Below are 22,283 nucleotides of genomic sequence, written 5' to 3'. Positions count from 1 at the left end.
TGTATTAAATACACATGGAGGGGCGGGGTGAATGATCAGTAGCCGAATTGTGATCCGCAAGATCGAGGCAGATGGTTGGTACGAGGTGAGGCAAAGCGGCAGCCACATTCATTTCCGTCATCCGTCCAAGCCCGGTACGGCCACCGTGCCGCATCCGGTGAAGGATCTGCCGTTGGGCACGCTCAAGAGCATAGCGAAACAAACCGGCGTGCCGCTGCCCTGATCGCTGCATCCGGGCCTATCATGGAGACCAGCATGGCAACCGCATATTATCCTGCCATCATCGAGCGCGGCAATGACGGGTTTGGCGTTACCTTCCCCGATCTGCCGGGTTGCACATCGTTCGGCACCAGCCTGCAGGACGCGGCGCGCAACGCCGAGGAGGCGCTCGACGGACATCTGAACGTCGCGGCCGAATATGGCGATTCGATCCCCGAGCCGTCCAACCTCGACGAGATCGGGCATCATCCGGATGTGGATGAGGTCGCCAGGCTGCTGGTGCGGGTCGAGCGGCCGGGGCGGGCGGTACGGCTCAACATCACGCTTGATGAAGGGTTGCTCGCGCGGATCGATCGTGTCGCCAAGAATCGTTCGGGCTTCCTCGCCGAAGCGGCTCGGCGCGCGCTGCAGTCGGCCGGAGCCTGATCCGATCGCGACAGTTGACGATCGTGCCCGGCCGATGGCATTGGCGGCTGAGGCGCGCGGGTATAGCTCAATGGTAGAGCACTAGCCTTCCAAGCTTGTGATGCGGGTTCGATCCCCGCTACCCGCTCCATTTGTCCCTATCTTCACCGCCCATGCCGCGACAAATCGCGACAATTCTCATGGGTGCGCGACAAATTCGCGAGACAGCACGCCTCCATAAGCAAGGTCGTGGCGGCGCGTAGAGGCCGCTCCCTGTTACGGAGACGAGTTCCCATGAAGAAGATGATCCTGTTCGGCGCTCTGGGCGCCACCTTGCTTGGCAGCGGCCTCGCGGTCGCGCAGCCTGCTGAGCGGCCGGGCCGCGATGCGGACTGGACCCGCACGGAGATGATCGCGCGTGCGGACAAGCAGTTCGCGAAGCTCGACACCAATGGTGACGGCAAGATCACCGCAGACGAGCGTGCGGCGCGGAAGGATGCGCGGCTCGAGGCGCGTTTCCAGCGGCTCGATGCCGACAGGAACGGTTCGGTGACGCTCGCCGAGATGAAGGCGGCGGACGCGCAGCGCGGTGAAAAGCGCGCCGGGCGTGGCGAACGCGATGGCCAGGAGCGTGGTGGCCGGCACGGCATGCGTCGCGGGCATCATGGCCGCGGCGGCCCGGGCGGCATGATGATGCGCGCCGATGCAGACAAGGATGGCGTGATCACCAAGGCCGAGTTCCAGGCGCCGATGACCGCGATGTTCGACAAGCTCGACACCGACAGGAACGGCGTCGTTACCAAGGCCGAGCGGGACGCTGCCCGGGCAACGTGGAAAGCGCGGGAACCCAAGCGCAGCTGATGCGTTGGGGTGGCTCAGGCGTCGGGCAAGTACGCTCGACCGGTGCCGTGACGGACGGGGTGCGTATCAGCCCCGTCCGTTTTACCGGCACCACGCTCTCTGCCCCGATCCCCGCTTTTCCCGGCCGCGTTCGCGCGCGACCTCTGCGTCGCGGCGCATATGCGGGGCTTGCCTCGCCTCCCCTTTCCGATCACCGGTGACGCATGGAACAGACGCCCCATCTGCTGCTCGTCGACGACGAGCGTTCGATCCGCGAGCCGCTGGCGAACTATCTCACCAAGCAGGGCTTTCGCGTGACGCACGTCGGAGACGCGGCGCAGGCGCGCCAGCGGCTGGCGGGCTATGCGATCGACCTCGTCATCCTCGACATCATGATGCCGGGTGAGGACGGGCTCAGCCTGTGCCGGCACATCCGCGAGACCGGCGAGACGCCTGTGATCCTGCTGACCGCGAAAACCGAGGAAACCGATCGCATCGTCGGGCTCGAAATGGGCGCTGACGATTATGTGCTGAAGCCGTTCAGTCCCCGCGAACTGGTCGCGCGGATCAAGGTGATCCTGCGCCGCGCCGCCGCGGGCGGCAGCCGCCAGCATGCCCCCGATGCGGATGCCTATGCCTTCGGCGACTGGGTGCTGAAGGCAGGCGAGCGCGCGTTGGTCGATCGCGACGGAGTGTCGGTGCCGCTGTCCACCGGCGAGTTCAACCTGCTGCTGGCGCTGGTTACCCGCCCGCGCCAGGTACTGAGCCGAGATCAGTTGCTCGATCTGACGCAGGGCCGCGAGGCGCAGGCGTTCGATCGTGCGATCGACAATCATATCAGCCGGCTGCGCCGCAAGATCGAACCGGATGCCAAGAACCCCACCTTCATCAAGACGGTGTGGGGTGGTGGCTACACCCTCTCCGCCGAGGTGACGCGGCTGTGAGTGCGCGCCGCCTGGCGCGGTTGGGGCCGTCGAGCCTTGTCGGCCAGATCCTGCTGACGGTGGCGATGGCGCTGCTGCTCGCGCAGGCGGTGAATTTCGCGCTGCTGCTGCGCGAGCGCGACCGCCAGATCTTCCAGCAGGCGAGCGAGCCGGCAATCGAACGGCTGATCGGCGCCGTTCAGGGCCCGAGCGAACGCCGCTCGGCACGCATCCGGCGCTGGAGTTCGATCGACACGGCCAGCCAGGTCTCCCGCACGATGCGGCTGCGCCCCGACATCGCCGAGCGCGCGCGGGATGCTTTCGCCGACCGCGGCGTCACCGTGCTTCGGGTCGAGGCGGCGATCGGCGCGGTAGAGCCCGGCAGCTTCATCGCGCGGCGCATGAACGAGCGCCGGGAGAATGAGCGCCGCGAGCGCGCGGAACGGGGCGACCGGCGCCCGGTGACCCGCGGCGACCGCGATGGCGATCCGCGCGCGCTCGTGATCTCGGCGGAGGTCGCACCCGGCCGCTGGGTGACCAGCTATGGCCTGATCCCCGATCGCCAGACGCGCCTGATCATCGAACTGCTGTTCCAGACGCTGATCCTCTATGCCGTCGTGATGGCGGCGGTTTGGCTCGTGGTGCGGCGTATCGCCCGACCGCTCAGGGATCTTACGGTGGCCGCCGAGAGCTTCGATCCGGCGGGTGCGGCAACCGCGCTCGATCCGCGCGGGTCGGCCGACATCCGCCATCTGATCGAGGCATTCGAGGGGATGCAGGTGCGCATCCGCGCGATGCTCGCCGAGAAGGATCATATGCTGGGCGCGATCGGCCATGATCTGCGTACCCCGCTCGCCTCGCTGCGCGTCCGCGCCGAAAGCGTCGAGGACGAGGATGAGCGCAACCGGATGGCGCAGACCATCGACGAGATGAACCGCACGCTCGATGACATCCTGTCGCTGGCGCGGCTCGGGCGGCCCAGCGAACCGCCGACCAAGGTGGATCTCTCCGCGCTGGTCGATGCCGCTGTCGAGGATTTCCGCGATCTTGGCCATGATGTCGCGTTCGAACCGGGCGCGCGGGTGACCGCGGCGGTGCGGACCAACCTGATCAAGCGCGCGGTGCGCAACCTCATCGAGAATGCGCTGAAATATGGCGAGCAGGTCGAAGTGACGCTCGATCGCGCGGGCGATGGCGTCGCGATCGAAATCGCCGATCGCGGGCCGGGCATCCCCGAAGGCGCGATCGAGCGGATGTTCGAGCCCTTCACCCGCCTCGAAGGATCGCGCAGCCGCGAAACCGGCGGTGCGGGGCTTGGCCTGACGCTCGCCCGCGCCATCGCGACGGGACATGGCGGCAGCCTGACGCTTGCCAACCGGACCGATGGCGGGCTCGTCGCGCGGCTGTGGGTGCCGGCCTAGTCCAAGCCATTGCCTCCCCGGCGCGTAGCGTCGGGGAGGGGGTATCAGCGTTGCCTACAGCTTGCCGAAGCGTGCCTCGAAGCCGGCGATGTCGCCGCTGGCGAGGAAGCTGGCCTGCTCGACCCACTTGTCGCGCGTCGGCCGGCCGCTGAAGGCGCCCAGATGGGTGTCGATCGCCGCGATATCGGCGGCGGTCCATGCTGCGATCTGGTCATAGCGGGTGATGCCCAGCGCGTTGAGAAGCGCGACCAGCTTGGGCCCTACGCCCTTGATGCGCGACAGATCGTCGGGCGGACCGGCGGGCGGTGCCACCTCCGGCAGCGGCGCCGGTTCGGGCGCCGGGGCGGGCGGCGGCACGGGGGCGGGCGCGCGATAGGCACGCGCCGCCGGGATCACCACCGTGCGCTCGTCGAGGTCGGGATCGGCACCGGGATCGGTCAGCCGCGGTGCCGGCGGCGGCACCGAGCGGCCGGACCTGCCATAGCGGCGCAGCACGAAGAACAGGACCACGACCAACGCCAGCACCGCGATCGCGATCAGCAGCCACAAATTTTCCTGCATTCCGTAAAACCCCTGTTGAGCGGCGCTTTCGGGCATCGTCCTACACGAAATGCGGCGGATCGAAAGCGACCGCCGTCACAGCCGGTGGCATTCGATCGATCCGATCCGGTTCGTCGCAGCGGTTGCTCCCTTCGTCGTATCGGTGTGCCGTGCCGCACAGCGACCGGCGCGGCAGGCGTTTACAGATACGGCTACGGTGCTCGCCGGAGGCCGTTTCCTTGGAGGGGGTACCGATGCGCGTCGTTGCGATAATGCCGTTGGCCGTTTTGATGCTGCTTACCGCATGCGGCGAAGGCAGCGCGTTCGATGAGGGGTTCAAGAAGAGTTTCCGCGAGAAATATGTCGAGAACTGCACCAAGTCGGCAACCTCGGCCGCACCGGCCGGGCAGACCGCGATCGATTTCGCCAAGCTTTGCGGCTGCACCGCGGACAAGGTGATGGAGGGGCGCAGCGCCACCGAACTCGCCAAGCTGTCGGATGCCGATCAGCAGAAGGCGGCAAGCGTCTGCATCGCGCAGCTCTATCCCGGCATGCCGGGCGGCAACGCGGCGGCGAACTGATCGTTCGGCCGGACCGCCTTCAGCCATCCCCCTTGCGGAATGGCGTGAAGGCGCCAAGGTCTTCGATCTCCCGTTCCATCTCCGCGCGTTCGGCTTCGAGGAAGCGCGCCACTGCGTCGCGGAAGCTGGCGTTGGGGATATAGTGGGCCGACCAGGTCGGCACCGGCGCATAGCCGCGCGCCAGCTTGTGCTCGCCCTGCGCGCCGGCTTCCACGCGCGCGAGCCTGCGGTCGATCGCGGCATCGATCGCCTGATAATAGCAGAGTTCGAAATGGAGGAAGGGTACCTCCTCCGCCGCGCCCCAGTAGCGGCCATAGAGCGTGTCGGTGCCGATCAGGTTGAGCGCACCGGCGATGGGCTTGCCGTCGCGCAATGCAAGGATCAGCAGCACGCGATCGGCCATGCGCTGGCCGAGCAGCGAGAAGAAGCGCCGGGTCAGGTAGGGGCGGCCCCATTTGCGCGCGCCGGTATCCTGGTAGAAATGCCAGAACGCGTCCCAGTGCGCCTCGGTGATCGCCTCGCCGCTGAGGTGTACGATCTCCAGCCCTTCGACCGCGGCGGCGCGTTCCTTGCGGATCGCCTTGCGCTTGCGCGAGGCAAGCGTCGCGAGGAAGCCGCCGAAATCGTCGAACCCCTGGTTCTGCCAGTGGAACTGCACGCCCTCCCGGATCAGCCAGCCCGCGCTCTCGAACAGCGGGATCTGGTCCGGCGTGATGAAGGTGGCGTGCGCCGAGGACAGATCGTTGGCGTCGACCACCGATTCGATCGCCGCGATCAGCGCGGGCGCGGCGGCCGGATCGGCGAGGAGCAGCCGGGGCCCCGGCACCGGCGTGAAGGGCACCGCGATCTGCAGCTTGGGATAATAGCGTCCGCCCGCGCGCGTCCATGCATCCGCCCAGCCATGGTCGAACACATATTCGCCCTGGCTGTGGCTCTTGGCATAAGAGGGAACGACCCCGGCGATACCGCCGTCCTGTCCCTCGACCGCGATCGGCAGCGCCTGCCAGCCCGTGCCCGGGCCGACGCTGCCCGATTCCTCGAGGATGGTCAGGAAGGCGTGGCTGAGGAAAGGGTTTTCGGCCCCGGCGCATTCGTCCCATGCCGCGGCATCGAACGCGGCGACACCCTGGCCGATGCGCACGCGGATTTCGTCGGGATCGCCTTCGCTCATCGCCGCTCCCTCAACCCGCCACCGGCCGTTCGTAGATGATGGCATCGGCATGCGCGACCGCGATCTGGCGTGCGGCATCGCTGCGCACCGTCCAGGTCAGCAGCGGCAGCCCGCGGGCGCGTTGCGCGGCGGCGAAGCGCGAGGGCAGGTCACGCACGTCATAGGCAAGAAAATCGGGTTTCGCCCGCCACAGCGCGGCGTGGCGGCGCAGCCGGCCGCGCCAGCCATGGTCCTTCTCCTCGGTCATCACCAGCCCGCGAACGACGCCGGGTGCGTTGACCGCGAACCAGTGGCCCACCTCGGGGTTGAACGACATCACCGCGGCCACCCCTTCATAGCCCAGCAGCGCATCGAGCACCGATCGGCACAGCCGGCCGACCTGCGCGTTGCGCGCCTTCACCTCGATCAGCAGGGTCGCGCGGCCGCCGATCAGGTCGAGCAGCTCGGTGAGCCGCGGCAAGGTCTCGTCGGTGCCGGTGAGGCGGATCGCGGCGAGGGCGGCCGGCGTGCGGTCGGCCAGCGCGCCGCGTTCGCCGGTCAGCCGGTCGAGTACGGCATCGTGGAAGACGAACGCCTCGCCATCGGCGGCTGCCTGAACGTCGCATTCGATGCCATGGCCCGCGGCGATCGCCGCCAGCGCGGCGGCGCGGCTGTTTTCGATCAGCCCGTCACCATGCAGGCCGCGATGTGCATAGGATGTCGTCTTGAGGAAGCCGGCCCGCGCCCCGCCGGGCGCGGGGGCCAGCCAGCGATCAAGCCGGGCGGACAGCGACAATCGCATCGACCTCGACCGGCGCGCCCAGCGGCAGCGCCGGCACGCCCACCGCGCTGCGGGCGTGGCGCCCGATATCGCCGAACGCGGCGACCATCAGCTCGGAAGCGCCGTTGGCAACCTTGGGCTGATCGGTGAATTCGGGACTGCAGGCGACGAACGCGCCAAGCTTGACGACCCGCGCGACGCGCGAAAGGTCTCCGCCCAGCGCCGCCCTGATCTGCGCGATCAGCATCACGCCGCAGCGCTCGGCGGCCTGGCGCCCCTGCTCGACATCATGATCGATGCCCAGCTTGCCGGTGATCAGGCTGCCATCCGCGCGGAACGGCAGCTGGCCCGAGATGTGGAGCAGGCCGTTCGCCTCGACCGCCGGCACATAGGCGGCGATGGGGGCTGCCGGCGCGGGCAGGGTGATGCCGAGATCGGCGAGGCGCTGTTCGATCGGGTTCATGATGCCGGCTTCAGCATTGCCGCTGCCTCATGGTCAACCCCCGCCGGCGCGGCATCGGCCCGGCCCTCGCCGAAGCGGGCGAGGATCCAGGGCGTGGCGGTCGCCCAGTCGTCGATCCGGGCGTGGGCGCTGGCGGCGGTCGGCACGCGCGGCGCCAGCATCTGTTCGCCCACCATCTGCAGCCGCCACGCCATCGGCGCATGCTCCGCCGCCGAATCGAGGTGGACGCCGATATCGTCGACGAACACGCAGGCGCTCGGCTGATATTCGGCGATGATCCGCGCCAGCGGCAGACCCTTGGGGCCGCGATTGCCGACCACGGGCGCTTCCACGCCGGCGCTGCGGAGCTGGATCGCCCGGCCTTCCTGAAGATGGATGCCGATGTTGGTCAGCACGACGATGTCCGCCACCGCGCGAATCGCATCGAGCGCCTGGATCGTTCCGGGGAACGGATATTGGCGGTGCATCTCGGTGGTGAAGAATTGTTCGAGCAGCGCCCACACGCGCTCCCCCGCGATCAGCGCGCCGCCATCCTTCTCGCGCATCGCCTCGCCGAACCGGCCGAGGCTGAGATCGAGCGAAATATTGTGCGCCTCGTCGAGCCACTGGCCGAAGGGCACGACCATGTGGAGCAGAACTTCGTCGCAATCGGTCACCAGCAGCGGCCGGCTCACGCCTCCAGCCTTTGCCGGGCTTCGACCAGCACCTCGGGCTTCACGTCCAGCGCCGCGGCGCAGGCGATCAGATCGGGCTCATGCGATTCGAGGAAGACGAGGACGGCGGCCTGCACCGGCGGTTCCGCGGCGCGCGCGCGCAGATCGAGCGGATCGATTCCGGTCAGTGCGATCAGCCGGTCGGCGCGCGCCGGCTCCACCAGCGTCCAGGCCAGCGCATGAAGCGCGAGCACGGTCGCGTCGCTGAGCGGGTTCATATCCTTGTCCGCCATGGCCGATGTCTCCCCGGTCGACTGCGTGGTGCCCCGGGTGGCAAAAAGGCGAACCGTTGTCGAGGATAACAACCCGATCCGCCGTTTTTCCGCGACCTGCCGAATCGGCCGACGGATCGAACGCAAAATACCGCGCGGCACAGCCGCACGGTTCCTGCTGGTGATGCCAGGGGCAAGAGAAAACAGGATCGAAACGCGCGCCGCCGGGGCGCACGCTCGTCGGTGGCGGGCGGGGCGAAGGCCCCGGCCCGGCTTACTTGATCTTCGCTTCCTTGAACTCGACGTGCTTGCGCACGACGGGATCGTACTTGCGGAAGTTCAGCTTCTCGGTCTGGGTCCGGGGATTCTTCTTCGTGACGTAGAAGAAGCCGGTGTCCGCCGTGCTGACGAGCTTGATCTTGACAGTGGTCGGCTTGGCCATGACCCAAAAACCTCTATGCGATTCCGTTGAAACGACAAGAGCGGCGATCGCCGCCGCTCCGTTCAAGCGCGGGCCAATGATGCAAAGCCGCTGGAAAGTCAAGCCCGGCACAGGGCGATTCGCCGCGCATCGGCTCTGTTGCGCATCGCGAATGGCTCATCAACCCGCCCGATTGCAAAGATCGAAACTTTAACCGCATTTTCGATGGACACCATTGCGTGACGGATTGTTATTGAACCCGAAACGAATCCGCACCCTGGAGGAACCGCAATGGCGAAGACCCCGAAACCAAAGCTGAAAACGCCCACCGACATTGCCAGCAATGCGGCGATGACCGTCGCCGACGCGCTCAACGCGATCCTGGCGGACAGCTATGCGCTGTATCTCAAGACCAAGAATTTCCACTGGCACGTCTCCGGCCCGCATTTCCGCGACTATCACCTGATGCTCGACGATCAGGCGACCCAGATCCTCGGCACGACCGACGAGATCGCGGAACGCGTGCGCAAGACCGGCAATGTCACGCTGCGTTCGATCGGCGATATCGCCCGCCGCCAGCGCATCAAGGACAATGACGCCGAGTTCGTCAGCGCCACCGACATGCTCGCCGAACTCCGCGAGGACAATCTCGCGCTCGTCGCCTCGCTGCGCGAAGCCAAGGAGATCGTCGACGAGGCCAAGGACAATGCCACCAGCGGCATCCTCGACGACTGGACCGACCAGGCCGAACAGCGCGCCTGGTTCCTGTTCGAGGCGAGCCGGAACTGATCGCAGCGTTGCTTTCCTCCCCGACGCGTCGTGTCGGGGAGGGGGACCGCCGCCGATAGGCGGTGGTGGAGGGGCCGGCTCGGACCGGCCGTTCACATCGTGGTGGGGCCAGCAGCCTCGGAGCGTTTTCCCACCGTCACCACCCAGAAATCCGGCGGCACGCCGATCCTGAGCGGCACCACGCTAGTGCCAAGCCCGGCGCCGACCAGCACCGTCCGCTCCCCCTCACGAATCAGCCCGCAGGCATAGCGCTCGCCATAGCGGGACATCGTTGCCGGGCGGCCGACCAGCGGCAGCCTGATCTGCCCGCAATGTGTGTGCCCGGCGAACAGAGGCACAGCCGCAGGCAGTGCCGGTGCGACATCCGGGCTGTGGCTTAGCGCGATCACCGGCCCGCCGAGCGCCCGCACGGCGCGCATCGTCGCACCCACATCGGCGTGGTGTGAATAGTGATCGTCGATGCCGGCGATCGTGATCGGGCCGCGCCGCGCTGCGTCGTTTGCCAGCACGGTAATACCGATGCCGCGCAACGCGCGGTGGAACGCCTGCGTGTCGCGCCAATGGTCATGATTGCCGAGCACCGCGACCACGCCGAGCCGCGCGCGCAGACCCCGAAGCGGGGCGACCGATTCGGCCACGCCGTAACGCCTCGTGGCGCCACGCTTGTCGCTCACCAGGTCGCCGGCGATCAGCACCAGATCGGGCCGCTCGCCATTCACCTGCGCGACGATGCGCGCCAGCCGCGCCGGCGACATGTCCGGCCCCGCGACATGGATGTCGCTGAGCAACGCGACCTTCAGCGGCGGCGCGCCGACGGGCCAGCGGGGCAGTGCGATCATGCCATGGCGGACGACCGGCGTGCGCACCGCCTCCGCATAGCCCCAGCCGATCGTGCCCAGCGCGATCAGGATCGGCAGCCCGATCAGCAAGAGGAGGATCCGTCGCATCGGCGCCCGGCGTAGCAGCCAGGCGGGGCAGGCGGCGTCCACATGTTTTGCGCTTTCCGTGCAGGTCGCCGCCGTGCATGCGGCGGCGATGCTCACCGATCCCTTCTTCTACCTCGTCGCCATCCCCGCGGTGATCCTGCTCGGCCTCGGCAAGGGCGGCTGGGTCGGCGTCGGATCGGTGGCGCTGCCGTTGCTTGCGCTGGCGGTGCCGCCGGTGCAGGGCGCGGCGATATTGCTGCCGCTGATGCTGGTGCAGGATGCGGTGGGCGTGTGGGCGTTCCGCAAGAGCTGGGACGGCTACATCCTCGCGGTGATGCTGCCGGGCGCGGCGATCGGCACGCTGCTCGGCTATCTGCTCGCGCGGCACGTCTCGATCGACGCGGTGCTGCTGGCGCTCGGCATCATCTCGATCCTCTTCGCCGCGCACCGGATGTGGGTGGAGCGGCACGGCGCGATCGCCGCGTCCGCCGATTCGCCGGGGTGGGTGGGCAGCCTGTTCGGCGTCGCCTCGGGCTTCGTCAGCCAGATCGCGCTTGCCGGCGGGCCGCCCTTCCAGATGTGGGTGCTGCCGCGCGGCCTGCCGCCGGCGACCCTCACCGGCACCACGGCGATCTTCTTCGCCTGATCAACTGGATGAAGGTTCCCGCCTTCACCGCGCTCGACCAGTTCACCCACGAGAATCTGCTGCTGTCCGCGGTGCTGCTGCCCGTTGCGATCCTCTCGACCCTGGCCGGGGTCGCGCTGGTCCGGCGCATCGATCCGCGGCGCTTCTACCGGCTGATCTACCTGCTGATGGGGCTCGTCGGCGTGCGGCTGGTCTGGATGGCGCTCACCTGATGCGGGAACCGGACGCGCCTGATACGGTTCGAGCAGAGCCATGCATGCGTTCGCGACCCTTCTCGATCGGCTGATCTACACGCGGTCGCGCAACGCGAAGCTCAAGCTGATCGCCGACTATCTGCGCGTCACCCCCGATCCCGATCGCGGTTGGGCGATGGCGGCGCTCACCGGCGCGCTCGATCTGCCGGCGGTGAAGCCGGCGATCATCCGCGCGATGGTCGATGCGCGGGTCGATCCGGTGCTGTTCCGGATGAGCCGCGACTATGTGGGCGATACCGCCGAAACGGTCTCGCTGATCTGGCCCGATCCGCCGGCACTGCCCAGCGGCGACGTCGATCTCAGCCTGTCGGCGACGATCGCGCGGCTCGCCACATTGTCGCGGTCGGATGCGCCCGCGGTCATCGCCGACCTGCTCGATCGGCTGACGCCCGAGGAACGCTTCGCGCTGCTCAAGATGGCGTCGGGCGCACTGCGCATCGGCGTTTCGGCGCGGCTCGCCAAGACCGCGCTGGCGCAGGCGTTCGATCTCGACGTCGATGCGGTGGAGGAGGTGTGGCATGGGCTGCAGCCGCCCTATGCGCCCTTGTTCGATTGGGCAGAGGGGCGTGGCGACCAGCCGCGCTCGACCGAACTGCCGGTGTTCCGCCCGTTCATGCTCGCGCATCCGCTGGAAGACGGCAGCATCGACCTCGCCGACTTCGCGGCCGAGTGGAAATGGGACGGCATCCGCATCCAGCTCGTCGGCGTCGGTGGCGAGACGCGGCTCTACAGCCGCGGCGGCGACGACATCACCGCCGCGTTTCCGGATGTCGCGGCGGCGTTCACCGGCCAGGGCGTGCTCGACGGCGAATTGCTGGTGAAGGGCGAGGCACAGGGCGGCGAGGCGGCGAGCTTCAACGCGCTGCAGCAGCGGCTGGGGCGCAAGCAGGTGTCGGCGAAGATGCTGGCGGACTATCCCGCCTTCGTCCGCCTCTACGACATATTGTTCGACGGCACCGAAGATCTGCGCGAACTGGCATGGCGGGACCGGCGCACCCGGCTGGAGGCGTTCGTGCCGCGGCTCGACCCCGTGCGCTTCGACCTCTCGCACCTGATCGAGGCCGCGGATTTCGAGGCGCTTGGCCAAATCCGCGACGGTGCGCGCGATGCCGCGATCGAGGGGGTCATGCTCAAGCGGCGCGACAGCCCCTATGTCGGCGGGCGCCGGGTGGGTCTGTGGTACAAATGGAAGCGCGACCCGCTGACCGCCGATTGCGTGATGATGTATGCCCAGCGCGGCTCGGGAAAGCGCTCCAGCTTCTATTCGGACTACACCTTCGGCTGCTGGACGGCGCCGCCCGAGCAGGGCGGCGAACTGCTGCCGGTGGGCAAGGCCTATTCGGGCTTCACCGATGCCGAGCTGAAGGATCTCGACCGCTTCGTGCGGACCAGCACGGTCAACCGCTTCGGACCGGTGCGCGAGGTGGAGAAGACGCTGGTGCTGGAGGTGGCGTTCGATTCGATCCATGAATCGAAGCGGCACAAATCGGGGATCGCGATGCGCTTTCCGCGGATCTCGCGGATCCGGACGGATAAGCCTGCGGAGGAGGCGGATCTGATCGCCACGCTGAAGGGGATGATTGCGATCTAGACCCTCGCCCTTGGGGCCCTGGTCGGAGTGGGGAGCGGCGCTCTCGCGCCGCGCGCTCGCTTCGCGAGCGCAACCCCTCATCCAACTTCGCCTGATTCGCTTCGCTCATAAGGCTGCGTATCCTTCTCCCCCCAGGGGAGAAGGTTTGGTGGTCGACTTCCCGCCTTTGCCGCGGCAAGCATCGCGCCATGCCTGCCACCCCCGCCTGGCCGCCGCGCTCTACCCCGCGCCTGTTCGTCGACGAGCCGCTCCGTGAAGGCGCGCAGCTGCGTATCGAGGGGGCGCCGGCGCATTATCTGCGCACGGTGATGCGCGTGGGCGATGGCGATCCGGTGAAGCTGTTCGACGATCGCAGCGGCGAATGGCTGGCGATCGGTGCCGCCGCCGGCAAACGCGATCTGTTGCTGACGGTCTCCGATCATCTCCGCCCGCGCGAGACGGTGCCCGATTTCTGGCTGCTGCCCGCGCCGCTCAAGCGCGGCCGCATCGATCTGGTCTTCGAGAAGGCCTGCGAACTGGGCGTGGCGCGGATCCAGCCGGTGGTCACCCGCCGCACCGTGATCGACAAGTTCAAGGCCGACCGGTTGCGCAGCGCCGCGATCGAGGCGGCGGAGCAATGCGACCGCACCAGCCTGCCTGAACTGGCCGAGCCGGTGGCGCTCGACGCGCTGCTCGATGGCTGGCCCGCCGATCGCGCGCTGTTCTTCGCCGACGAGCAGGGCGGGGTGCCGATCGCGCAGGCGGTGCGCGCGCATGGCGGGCCGGCGGCTTTGCTGATCGGCCCCGAGGGCGGGTTCGAGGATGGCGAGCGCGAGCGCATCCGCGCGACCGCGGGCGCCGTCGCCGTCTCGCTGGGCCCGCGTATCCTGCGCGCCGAGACCGCGGCGATCGCCGCGACGGCGGTTTGGATGTCGGTCAATGGCGACTGGGCGAACGGATAAGCTCCATCGGATCAAGAGATAGGTCGCCTAATGCTACTGGCGTAGCCCCAAAACGCTCGCTAGAGGCCCGCCATGAGCACGCGGACGGTTTCCACGGAAAAAGACCCTGTCGTCGAGGATATCGACGATCTGCTTCGTGTCTTCGCGAAGGGAGAGAAGCCCGAATCCGCGTGGCGGATCGGCACCGAGCATGAGAAATTCGTCTACTGGAAGGCCGACCATCGCGCCCCCAGCTATGAGGAACCGGGCGGCATCCACGCGCTGCTGATCGCGCTCACCAAGTTCGGGTGGGAGCCGATCTATGAGGGCGAGAACATCATCGCGCTCTCCGGGCCGGACGGCAATGTCAGCCTCGAGCCCGCCGGCCAGCTCGAGCTGTCGGGCGCGCCGCTCGACAATCTGCACGAGACCTGCGCCGAAACCGGCCGCCATCTGAAGCAGGTCAAGGAGATCGGCGACAGGCTCGGCTTCGGCATCCTCGGCCTCGGCCTGTGGCCGGACAAGACCCGCGCCGAACTGCCGATCATGCCCAAGGGCCGCTACGACATCATGCTGCGCCACATGCCGCGCGTCGGCACCCTCGGCCTCGACATGATGCTGCGCACCTGCACCATCCAGGTCAACCTCGACTATGCGAGCGAGGCGGACATGGCGAAGAAGTTCCGCGTCGGCCTCGCGCTGCAACCGCTGGCGACCGCGCTCTTCGCCAATTCGCCCTTCCTCGAAGGCAAGCCCAACGGTTTCCTCAGCTATCGCAGCCACATCTGGTCGGATACCGATCCGGCGCGCACCGGCATGCTGCCCTTCGTGTTCGAGGACGGCTTCGGTTACGAGCGCTATCGCGACTATGCGCTCGACGTGCCGATGTATTTCGTCTTCCGCGACGGCAAATATATCGACGCCGCCGGGCAGAGCTTCCGCGACTTCCTCGAAGGCCGGCTGCCCGCGCTGCCGGGCGAGAGGCCGCTGCTTTCGGACTGGTCCGATCACCTCTCCACCGCCTTCCCCGAGGTGCGGATGAAGAGCTTCCTCGAAATGCGCGGCGCCGATGGCGGCCCGTGGAGCCGCATCTGCGCGCTGCCGGCGCTGTGGGTGGGGTTGCTTTACGACCAGACCGCGCTCGATGCGGCGTGGGACGAGGTGAAGCACTGGACGCTGGAAGAGCGGCAGGTGCTGCGCGATTCGGTGCCGAAGCTCGGCCTCGACGCGCCGATCCCCGGCGGCAGGCTCCGTGACCTCGCACCGCGGATCCTCGAGATCGCCGGCGCCGGCCTCACCGCGCGCGCGCGGCTGAACGGCGCGGGAGACAGCGAGAACGGCTTCCTCGATCCGCTGCGCGAAGTGGTCGCGAGCGGCAAGGTGCCCGCCGAAGTGCTGCTGGAACGCTATCATGGCGTGTGGGCCGGCGACCTCTCGCGCGTCTACGACGAAATGAGCTTCTAAAAACCTTCTCCCCTTGGGGGAGAAGGATACGAAGCCTGATGAGCGCAGCGAATTAGGCGACGTTGGATGAGGGGTTGCGCTCGCACAGCGAGCGCGCGGCGCGAGAGCGCAGCCTGTTCTGCGCCGAGCCCCATCGAAGTCAGCAACTCTCCTCCCCGAGCAGAGCTCGGGGAGGAAAATCGCCAAACCTCAGAGCGCCTTGCACGCCCCTTCCAGCCAGGCCTTCGCTTCACCCTCGAGCTGCGGCCCGATCAGCGCCAGCACCTGCGCATGATAGTCGTTCAGCCACGCCCGCTCCGCCGGGCTCAGCAGCCCCACCTCGATGAGCGCGCGGTCGATCGGCGCGAAGGTCAGCGTCTCGAACCCCAGCATGGTCTGCTCGCCGCCGGGGATTTCGCGCTTTTCCACCAGCACCAGATTCTCGATGCGGATGCCATAGTCGCCCGCCTTGTAGTAGCCGGGCTCGTTCGAGAGGAACATGCCGGCGCGCAGCGGTTCGGAAGGGCCGCCGCCCGGATAGCTCGGCTTGGCGATGCGCTGCGGGCCTTCGTGCACCGACAGGAAGGCGCCGACGCCATGCCCCGTGCCATGCGCATAATCGAGCCCCGCCGCCCACAGATATTGCCGTGCGAAGCCATCGATCTGGCCGCCATTGGTGCCTTCGGGGAACACCGCGGTGGCGATCGCGATATGGCCCTTGAGCACGCGGGTGAAACGGTCCTTCATCTCCGCGGTCGGGGTCCCGACGATCACCGTTCGGGTCACGTCGGTGGTGCCGTCGGCGAACTGGCCGCCCGAATCGATCAGGAAGATGCGGTCCATCTCCAGCGGCAGGTTGCTCGACTCGTCGACGCGATAGTGTGGGATCGCGGCGTGCGGGCCCGCTGCCGAGATGGTGTCGAACGACAGGTCGCGCAGCAGCCCGGTCTCCTCGCGGAAGGCGCGGAGCGTGTCGGCGGCCTTGAGCTCGTCGACGCCGCCCTTGGGCGCCTCGACCGACAGCCAGTGGAGGAAACGGCTGAGCGCGGCGCCGTCGCGCGCCTGCGCCGCCTTGTGGCCGGCGATCTCCGCCGGGTTCTTGATCGCCTTGGCGAGCACCGCGGGATCGCGCAATGCCAGCACCGTCGCGCCCGCCTTGTCGAGCGTCTCGAAGATGGCGGCGACCGCGCGCTCGGGATCGACCGCGACGCGCTTGCCCGCCAGCCGTTCGAGCCCGGTCTCGAACGCGTCGCGATCCATCAGCCGCACGCCGTTGCCGAGGTGCAGCGCCACCTCGTCATCGACCTTCTCGGTCGAGACGAACAGGTCGGCGGTCGCATCGGCATGGACGATCGCATAGGCAAGCGCCACCGGCGTGCGATCCACGTCCTGCCCGCGCACGTTGAACGCCCAGGCGATCGAATCGAGCGCGGAGAGCACTGCCGCCTCGGCCTTGTGCGCGACCAGCCATTCGGCGATCTCGTGGCGCTTCTCGGCCGAGCTCTTGCCGGCGAGTTCGTCGGGCTGGACGCTGAGCTTCGCGTCGGAGGGCTCGGGCTGGTCCGCCCACACCTTGTCGATCGGGTTGGCGGTCACCGCGACCAGGGTCGCGCCCTTGGCGGCGAGCGCCCTGGTCGCCTGCGCCACCCAGTCGCTAGTGTGCAGCCAGGGGTCGTAGCCGATGCGCGCGCCATCGGCGGCATGCTCCGCCAGCCAGTCAGAAATGCTCGTTTCAGGCACGCCGACATAGGCCCAGTGATTGCCGTCGACCTGCTCGCGCACTTGCAAGGTATAGCGGCCATCGGTGAAGATCGCCGCCGCCTCGGGCAGCACCACCGCCGCGCCCGCCGAGCCCTGGAAGCCGGTGAGCCAGGCGAGCCGCTGCGCATAGGCGCCGACATATTCGCTCATATGCTCATCGGTCAGCGGCACGACGAAGCCGTCGAGCCGGTCACGCAGCAACTGTTCGCGCAGCGCCTTCAGGCGCGCCTCATGGGTGGACATACACACTTCCCGTATCCAGATATGGCGCCCAACATAGGGCCGTGCTCGTCCTGAGACCAGCGGCCCGCGCCCCTGTCCTCCTCCGGAAAGCGCCTTCATGACCGATGCCAAGCCGCCCGTCGCCGCCATCAAGCCGCAGACCAATGAACGGCACGGCGTGCGCTGGATCGACGACTATGCCTGGCTGCGCGACCCCGGCTATCCCGACGTCAAGGATGAGGAGATCCTCGCCTACCTGAAAGCCGAGAACGACTGGTTCGAGGGCGCGATGGCGCCGCACCAGCCGCTGATCGAGACCCTGTTCCAGGAGATGAAGGGCCGTATCAAGGAAGACGATGCCAGCGTTCCCGCCAAGGATGGCGACTATCTCTACTGGCGCTCGTTCGAGATCGGCGCGCAATATCGCAAATGGTGGCGGCGCCCGGTGGCGGGCGGCCCCGACGAACTCATGCTCGACGAGACCGTGCTCGCCGAGGGCAAGGACTATTTCCAGCTCGGCGCGATGGACGTGACCGCCGACGACCGGCTGCTCGCCTTCTCGGTCGATGATGACGGCTCCGAACGCTACACCATCCGCATCCGCGACCTCACGACCGGCGAGATGCTGCGCGACGAGATCGAGGGCACGCTGGGCGGCATCGTCTGGGCTGAGGACAACCGGTCGCTGCTCTATGGCGAGGTCAACGACAATTGGCGGATCGATACGATCAAGCTGCACCGGCTGGGCACCGACGCCGCCGACGATGTCGTGATCTATGAGGAGCCGGACGACGGCTTCCAGGCCGGCGTCGGCATGACCCACTCGCGCAAGTGGATCCTCGTTGCGACCGGCGACAATGTGACGAGCGAGGTGCGGTTGCTGCCCGCCACCGATCCCATGGCCGAACCGGTGCTGGTGCGCGCGCGCGTGCCGGGCGTGGAATATGAGGTGGAGGAGCATGACGGCACCCTCTTCATCCGCACCAACGACACCGATACCAATTTCCGCCTCGTTACCGCCCCCGTCGAGAGGCCCGGCGAATGGACCGAGCTGATCGCGCCCTCGCGCGATTTCTACCTGACCGATGTCTCGACCTTCGCCGATTTCTACGTCGTCGAGGGCCGCGAGAAGGGCCTCGATCAGATCGAGCTGCGCGACTATGCGGGCGGCCCGCCGAAGCGCATCACATTCCCCGAGGCGAGCTATGTCGCCGGGCTGGATGAGAATCCCGAATACAAGGTCGACACGCTTCGCCTCTCCTACGAGTCGATGGTCACCCCCGATACGGTGGTCGACTATGACGTCGCGACCGCGGCCCAGACCGTGCTCAAGGTCCAGGAAATTCCCTCGGGCTATGATGCGTCGGCCTATGTCACCGAACGCATCGAGATCGCGGCGCGCGACGGCACGATGATCCCGGTCTCGATCGTCCACGGCCGCGATTTCAAGCGTGACGGCACGCAGCCGCTGCACCTCTATGCCTATGGCGCCTATGGCTATGCGATCCCGCCGGGCTTCTCCACCGCACGGCTCTCGCTCGTCGATCGCGGCTTCGCCTATGCGATCGCCCATATCCGCGGCGGCGACGATCTCGGCCAGCAATGGTATCTCGATGGCAAGCTGGAAAAGCGCACCAACACCTTCAACGATTTCGTCGATGTCGCGAAGGCGCTGATCGAGCGCGGCTATACCGCCAAGGGCCGCATCACCGCCTCGGGCGGGTCGGCGGGCGGCGAGCTGATGGGCGCGGTGGTCAATTCCGACCCCGACCTGTGGGGCGCGGTGGTCGCGCACGTCCCCTTTGTCGACGTCGTCAACACGATGCTCGACCCCGATCTGCCGCTGACCCCCGGCGAATGGCCCGAATGGGGCAATCCGATCGAGGATGCGGACGCCTTCGCGCTGATCCGCAGCTATTCGCCCTACGACAATGTCAGGGCGCAGCCCTATCCGCCGATGCTGATCACCGGCGGCCTCAACGATCCGCGCGTGACCTATTGGGAACCGGCGAAGTGGACCGCCAGGCTGCGCGCCACCAAGACCGACGACAATGTCCTGCTGCTCAAGACCAACATGGGCGCCGGCCACGGCGGCAAGTCCGGGCGTTTCGACTCGCTGCGTGAGACCGCCGAGGAGTTCGCCTTCCTGCTCTGGCAGTCGGGCAAGGCCGCCGGATGACGCCGGCGGGCGGCGAGGCGGAACGCTTCGAGGCGCTGCTCAGCCGCCCGGACGTGCTGATCGAGCGGATCGTTTCGCACGGCCACGTCACCCCGCCGGACCAGCCCTATGTGCAGGCGCATGACGAGTGGGTGATGATCGTCTCCGGCGCGGCGCGGGTACTGGTCGAGGGGGAGGCGGAACGCGCGCTTGCGCCCGGCGATCATATGCTGGTGCCCGGCGGTGTGAAGCATTGGGTGACATGGACGGCGACGGACCAGCCGACGGTGTGGCTGGCGGTGCATCTGCTGGGGTGAGGGCAGATCCTTTCTGACATCGGCGGACCTTCGCGGGCGGCGAGGCGTTGGTCGGCCGAGCTGTTCCAGCCCGTGAGGATGATCCAATGAGCGTATTCGGAAAGATCAGGGATGTCATTTTCGGCAAGAAGGCCGAGCCTGCCAAGGCCCCTGCACCCGCGGCGAAGCCCGCAGTCGCGCCGCCACCCGCCGCCGCGGCGCCCAAGCCGGCGGCGGCCCCTGTTCCAGCGTCGGCGCCCGCACAGCCGGTCGATGTCGAGGCGGTGCTGCACCAGATCTGGTTGGACAAGGGCAGCCCCAAATCCAACTACAAGGTTTCCATCGTCGATCTGATGATGCTGCTCGATCTCGATTCGAGCCTCGCCAACCGCAAGGAACTCGCGACCGAGCTGGGCTATGCCGGCGCCAAGGATGGGTCGGCAGAGATGAACATCTGGCTGCACAAGCAGGTGATGCGCGAGCTGGCTCGTAACGGCGGCAAGGTCCCAGCGGCGCTGACGGATTGAGCTGAGGGGCGGGGGCGGCTGAATCGAAGACAGCCCTCGCCGCCGCGGCCCCCTTCCCTTCGGGGGCGGCAGTCGCACAGAGCGTAAGGCCTTGTCGCCCTGCACGCCGGAGCCGGCTTGCCGAAGCCGTTACCCCAGGCGCGGTTCCTCCTCACCCGACCTTCTCCCCCGAGGGAAGAGGGCTAGGCGCCGCTCACTGTCGCTGCACTGGCCTTGCAGCCTTCTCCAAATACATCAGCCGGTCGGCTTCGATGAGCATATGGTCGAGGTCGATCACATTGTCAGCACTCGCTTCTTTCGCCACGATCGGCGGCGGGGAGAGACGCTATGATGCTGTTCGCCTTGCCGATTTTGATGCTGCAGGCCGCTGCGCCGCCACCGCAGGCCCCGAAAGAAGCGCGCTGCTTCGTAAAGGAAAAGCAGGGCGCCTACACGATCCACACCTATATCGGCGCCCGCGCGTGCGAGGCGTTCGACCCGCCGCGCGAGATTGCCGGCGTTTGGGTCAACCAGTTCGAGGGCTCGTCCTTTCATGAGGGCGCGACGTCGCTCGCCGATCTGGAGGGGCGGCCCCATCGCGTCTGGCTGTCGATGGACAAGGACAGCGTCCTCCCCGTCGATTTCAAGCCGCAGCGCAGTCATGTCTATCGGCTGCGCTTCGTCGGGCGGACGGCGACCGACATGAACCGCAAGCCGCTGGAAGGCTATGGGCATTTCGGCGTCTCGCCCGGCATGGTGCTGGTCGACCGGTTGGTCGGATGGGAGGATCTGGGGCCCGCGGCGGCGCGCTGATCCGGTCGACAGCCCCGCCGTGGCGGGTTACGATGCCGGCACCGAGCAGGGGGGCCGTACCATGTTGCCGATGTGGGTCTATATCGCCGTCGCCGCGCTGATCGCAGCCATGGCCTTCGTCATCGGGCAACTCGTGCCGGGGCTTGGCGTCGCGTTCGTCGCGCTCGCCTCTACCCTTTGGACTGTCTGGGCCGTCCGCCGGCACCAGCGGTTGGGCCGGTCGCGCCGCTGATCGCGCGGTCAGTGCCGCTGCATGCGGCGCGCCGCCTTTTCCGCATACATGCGGCGGTCGGCCTCGACCAGCCAATGGTCGAGATCGTCGGTCGTGGTCGCGCCCACCGCGATGCAGCCGACGCTGGCGGACAGGCGATAGTCGCGGGCAGCCGTCGCGTTGCGGCTGTCGATCCGGTTCACCAGCCGCGCGCGCAGCGTATCGCCATCGATCTCGGGCTCGATCATCATCACGCAGAATTCGTCGCCGCCCATCCGCGCAACGATGTCCGACGCGCGTACGCTCGATCGCAGCACATCCGCCAGATCGGTCAACATCGCATCGCCCGCCGCATGGCCGAGCCGATCGTTGACCTGCTTCAGCCCGTCGGCATCGATATAGGCGATCAATACCGGCAGGTGCGCGCCGAGCGCCGCCTGTGCCACCTCATAGAAACCCCGGCGGTTGAGCAGCCCGGTCAGGTCGTCGGTGATCGCGCGCAGCTGGATCTCGTCATGCGCCCGAACCAGTTCCTCGGTGCGCATGCGGACGCGATCCTCGAGTTCGGCGTAGACCGAGATATTCTCCATCGCGACCGACGTCACGTCCGCGAGCGCCTGCAGCAGGGTGACGTCGGTCGCGGTCGGCTGATGCTCCTGCGCCCAATAATTGCCGATCGCGCCGACCGGATCGATCGTACGGATCGGCACCATCACCATGCTCTTGACGAAGGTCGGCCGGTAGGCCGCGTGCGGGATGCGTTCATCCTGATAGATGTCGGGGATCACCGCGGGTTGGCGGTTTCGCATGACCCAGCCGCTGATGCAGTTTTGCTGCGGGAAGCGATGGCCCTTCCACAGCGGCGCGATGGCATCCTCGTCGGCATAATGGCAGAAATCGCCACCATCGTTGAGCACGAAGGTCGCGCCATCGGCGCCGGTCAGTTCGCGCGCGACGGAGCGGACGATACGCTGCACCGCGTCAAGATCGCGCGCCAACGACAGCTCCTGAACCGCCTTCAGCAGGCGCTCCATGCCAAGACGATATCGAAGTTCGCCCGCGGCTGCCGCTTGCGGCG

The 22,283-nt window shown here is 67.6% G+C and carries 25 protein-coding genes, 1 tRNA gene and 1 pseudogene; 17 read left to right on the top strand and 10 right to left on the bottom strand.

Annotation, left to right across the window (positions count from 1 at the left end; all coding sequences use genetic code 11):
• Nucleotides 1–49 precede the first annotated feature (49 nt).
• The 6 genes from NX02_RS22725 (at nucleotide 50) to NX02_RS22700 (ending at nucleotide 3,808) form a co-directional block, all read left to right on the top strand.
• On the top strand, nucleotides 50–223 hold the full coding sequence (locus tag NX02_RS22725) for a type II toxin-antitoxin system HicA family toxin (RefSeq protein ID WP_245648676.1): 174 nt from the start codon (nucleotides 50–52) through the stop codon (nucleotides 221–223).
• A 32-nt stretch (nucleotides 224–255) separates the two neighbouring features.
• Nucleotides 256–645 carry a type II toxin-antitoxin system HicB family antitoxin gene (locus NX02_RS22720; protein ID WP_025294460.1) on the top strand — a complete coding sequence of 130 codons (390 nt, stop codon included), beginning with the start codon at nucleotides 256–258 and terminating at the stop codon, nucleotides 643–645.
• Nucleotides 646–701: 56 nt separating this feature from the next.
• Nucleotides 702–775, top strand: a tRNA-Gly gene (locus tag NX02_RS22715).
• Nucleotides 776–918: 143 nt separating this feature from the next.
• Complete coding sequence (locus tag NX02_RS22710) at nucleotides 919–1,485, top strand: EF-hand domain-containing protein (RefSeq protein ID WP_025294459.1); 567 nt, start codon at nucleotides 919–921, stop codon at nucleotides 1,483–1,485.
• 203 nt (nucleotides 1,486–1,688) lie between these two features.
• Nucleotides 1,689–2,408, top strand: coding sequence for a response regulator (locus NX02_RS22705; protein WP_025294458.1), 720 nt, complete (start codon nucleotides 1,689–1,691; stop codon nucleotides 2,406–2,408).
• Nucleotides 2,405–3,808 carry an ATP-binding protein gene (locus tag NX02_RS22700; protein ID WP_039996794.1) on the top strand — a complete coding sequence of 468 codons (1,404 nt, stop codon included), beginning with the start codon at nucleotides 2,405–2,407 and terminating at the stop codon, nucleotides 3,806–3,808. The genes NX02_RS22705 and NX02_RS22700 overlap by 4 nt, the downstream gene beginning before the upstream one ends.
• Before the next feature lie 54 nt (nucleotides 3,809–3,862).
• Here NX02_RS22700 and NX02_RS22695 read toward each other — a convergent pair whose 3' ends face one another.
• Nucleotides 3,863–4,369: a hypothetical protein gene (locus NX02_RS22695; RefSeq protein ID WP_025294456.1), complete on the bottom strand. Its 507-nt coding sequence runs from the start codon at nucleotides 4,367–4,369 to the stop codon at nucleotides 3,863–3,865.
• Between the two features lie 269 nt (nucleotides 4,370–4,638).
• Here NX02_RS22695 and NX02_RS22690 point away from each other — a divergent pair, with 269 nt between their 5' ends.
• The gene (locus NX02_RS22690) at nucleotides 4,639–4,929 is read left to right on the top strand and encodes a hypothetical protein (RefSeq protein ID WP_039996792.1); all 291 of its coding nucleotides are present in this window, start codon (nucleotides 4,639–4,641) and stop codon (nucleotides 4,927–4,929) included.
• Between the two features lie 19 nt (nucleotides 4,930–4,948).
• Here the strand turns inward: NX02_RS22690 and NX02_RS22685 are convergent, their stop codons facing one another.
• From NX02_RS22685 to rpmG, 6 genes are all read right to left on the bottom strand, one after another.
• Nucleotides 4,949–6,100: a GNAT family N-acetyltransferase gene (locus NX02_RS22685; protein ID WP_025294454.1), complete on the bottom strand. Its 1,152-nt coding sequence runs from the start codon at nucleotides 6,098–6,100 to the stop codon at nucleotides 4,949–4,951.
• 10 nt (nucleotides 6,101–6,110) lie between these two features.
• Complete coding sequence (locus NX02_RS22680; protein ID WP_039996791.1) at nucleotides 6,111–6,881, bottom strand: glycerophosphodiester phosphodiesterase family protein; 771 nt, start codon at nucleotides 6,879–6,881, stop codon at nucleotides 6,111–6,113.
• Nucleotides 6,853–7,323 (bottom strand): RidA family protein, encoded by a 471-nt coding sequence (locus tag NX02_RS22675; RefSeq protein WP_025294452.1) that lies wholly within the window; start codon nucleotides 7,321–7,323, stop codon nucleotides 6,853–6,855. Before NX02_RS22675 ends, NX02_RS22680 begins: the two co-directional genes overlap by 29 nt.
• On the bottom strand, nucleotides 7,320–7,997 hold the full coding sequence (locus tag NX02_RS22670) for an HAD family hydrolase (protein WP_025294451.1): 678 nt from the start codon (nucleotides 7,995–7,997) through the stop codon (nucleotides 7,320–7,322). The genes NX02_RS22675 and NX02_RS22670 overlap by 4 nt, the downstream gene beginning before the upstream one ends.
• On the bottom strand, nucleotides 7,994–8,269 hold the full coding sequence (locus NX02_RS22665; RefSeq protein WP_025294450.1) for a DUF3572 domain-containing protein: 276 nt from the start codon (nucleotides 8,267–8,269) through the stop codon (nucleotides 7,994–7,996). The genes NX02_RS22670 and NX02_RS22665 overlap by 4 nt, the downstream gene beginning before the upstream one ends.
• 253 nt (nucleotides 8,270–8,522) lie before the next feature.
• On the bottom strand, nucleotides 8,523–8,690 hold the full coding sequence (rpmG, locus tag NX02_RS22660) for a 50S ribosomal protein L33 (RefSeq protein WP_025294449.1): 168 nt from the start codon (nucleotides 8,688–8,690) through the stop codon (nucleotides 8,523–8,525).
• A gap of 270 nt (nucleotides 8,691–8,960) precedes the next feature.
• On the opposite strand from rpmG, the gene NX02_RS22655 reads away from it, so the two are divergent.
• Nucleotides 8,961–9,458 (top strand): Dps family protein, encoded by a 498-nt coding sequence (locus NX02_RS22655; RefSeq protein WP_025294448.1) that lies wholly within the window; start codon nucleotides 8,961–8,963, stop codon nucleotides 9,456–9,458.
• A 92-nt stretch (nucleotides 9,459–9,550) separates the two neighbouring features.
• Here the strand turns inward: NX02_RS22655 and NX02_RS22650 are convergent, their stop codons facing one another.
• Nucleotides 9,551–10,405, bottom strand: coding sequence for a metallophosphoesterase (locus tag NX02_RS22650; RefSeq protein ID WP_025294447.1), 855 nt, complete (start codon nucleotides 10,403–10,405; stop codon nucleotides 9,551–9,553).
• Between the two features lie 88 nt (nucleotides 10,406–10,493).
• On the opposite strand from NX02_RS22650, the pseudogene NX02_RS22645 reads away from it, so the two are divergent.
• The 4 genes and pseudogenes from NX02_RS22645 to NX02_RS22630 all read left to right on the top strand — a co-directional run bounded on the left by NX02_RS22645 (nucleotide 10,494) and on the right by NX02_RS22630 (nucleotide 15,259).
• Nucleotides 10,494–11,242: pseudogene (locus NX02_RS22645) on the top strand (sulfite exporter TauE/SafE family protein).
• Nucleotides 11,243–11,282: 40 nt separating this feature from the next.
• Nucleotides 11,283–12,875: a cisplatin damage response ATP-dependent DNA ligase gene (locus NX02_RS22640; protein ID WP_025294446.1), complete on the top strand. Its 1,593-nt coding sequence runs from the start codon at nucleotides 11,283–11,285 to the stop codon at nucleotides 12,873–12,875.
• Nucleotides 12,876–13,063: 188 nt separating this feature from the next.
• Nucleotides 13,064–13,816, top strand: coding sequence for a 16S rRNA (uracil(1498)-N(3))-methyltransferase (locus NX02_RS22635; protein WP_025294445.1), 753 nt, complete (start codon nucleotides 13,064–13,066; stop codon nucleotides 13,814–13,816).
• 72 nt (nucleotides 13,817–13,888) lie between these two features.
• Complete coding sequence (locus NX02_RS22630; protein WP_025294444.1) at nucleotides 13,889–15,259, top strand: glutamate--cysteine ligase; 1,371 nt, start codon at nucleotides 13,889–13,891, stop codon at nucleotides 15,257–15,259.
• 189 nt (nucleotides 15,260–15,448) lie between these two features.
• On the opposite strand, the gene NX02_RS22625 is transcribed toward NX02_RS22630, so the two are convergent.
• Nucleotides 15,449–17,242 (bottom strand): aminopeptidase P family protein, encoded by a 1,794-nt coding sequence (locus tag NX02_RS22625; protein WP_025294443.1) that lies wholly within the window; start codon nucleotides 17,240–17,242, stop codon nucleotides 15,449–15,451.
• Nucleotides 17,243–17,339: 97 nt separating this feature from the next.
• Here NX02_RS22625 and NX02_RS22620 point away from each other — a divergent pair, with 97 nt between their 5' ends.
• The 5 genes from NX02_RS22620 (at nucleotide 17,340) to NX02_RS22600 (ending at nucleotide 21,226) form a co-directional block, all read left to right on the top strand.
• Entirely contained in the window at nucleotides 17,340–19,400 is a 2,061-nt protein-coding gene (locus NX02_RS22620) for a S9 family peptidase (protein ID WP_025294442.1), read from the top strand.
• On the top strand, nucleotides 19,397–19,696 hold the full coding sequence (locus tag NX02_RS22615) for a cupin domain-containing protein (protein WP_025294441.1): 300 nt from the start codon (nucleotides 19,397–19,399) through the stop codon (nucleotides 19,694–19,696). Before NX02_RS22620 ends, NX02_RS22615 begins: the two co-directional genes overlap by 4 nt.
• An 86-nt stretch (nucleotides 19,697–19,782) precedes the next feature.
• Entirely contained in the window at nucleotides 19,783–20,202 is a 420-nt protein-coding gene (locus NX02_RS22610) for a DUF3597 domain-containing protein (protein ID WP_025294440.1), read from the top strand.
• A 327-nt stretch (nucleotides 20,203–20,529) separates the two neighbouring features.
• The gene (locus NX02_RS22605) at nucleotides 20,530–20,994 is read left to right on the top strand and encodes a hypothetical protein (RefSeq protein WP_025294439.1); all 465 of its coding nucleotides are present in this window, start codon (nucleotides 20,530–20,532) and stop codon (nucleotides 20,992–20,994) included.
• A gap of 19 nt (nucleotides 20,995–21,013) precedes the next feature.
• Nucleotides 21,014–21,226, top strand: a complete 213-nt coding sequence (locus NX02_RS22600; RefSeq protein WP_025294438.1) for a hypothetical protein — start codon at nucleotides 21,014–21,016, stop codon at nucleotides 21,224–21,226.
• Nucleotides 21,227–21,234: 8 nt separating this feature from the next.
• Here NX02_RS22600 and NX02_RS22595 read toward each other — a convergent pair whose 3' ends face one another.
• Nucleotides 21,235–22,203, bottom strand: a complete 969-nt coding sequence (locus NX02_RS22595) for a sensor domain-containing diguanylate cyclase (RefSeq protein WP_211258245.1) — start codon at nucleotides 22,201–22,203, stop codon at nucleotides 21,235–21,237.
• Nucleotides 22,204–22,283: the final 80 nt, after the last annotated feature.

It is taken from the genome of Sphingomonas sanxanigenens DSM 19645 = NX02, assembly GCF_000512205.2.
Lineage (GTDB): Bacteria > Pseudomonadota > Alphaproteobacteria > Sphingomonadales > Sphingomonadaceae > Sphingomonas_D > Sphingomonas_D sanxanigenens.
Note: the sequence above shows the minus strand (reverse complement) of the source record. Positions and strands in the feature narration are given on the sequence as shown.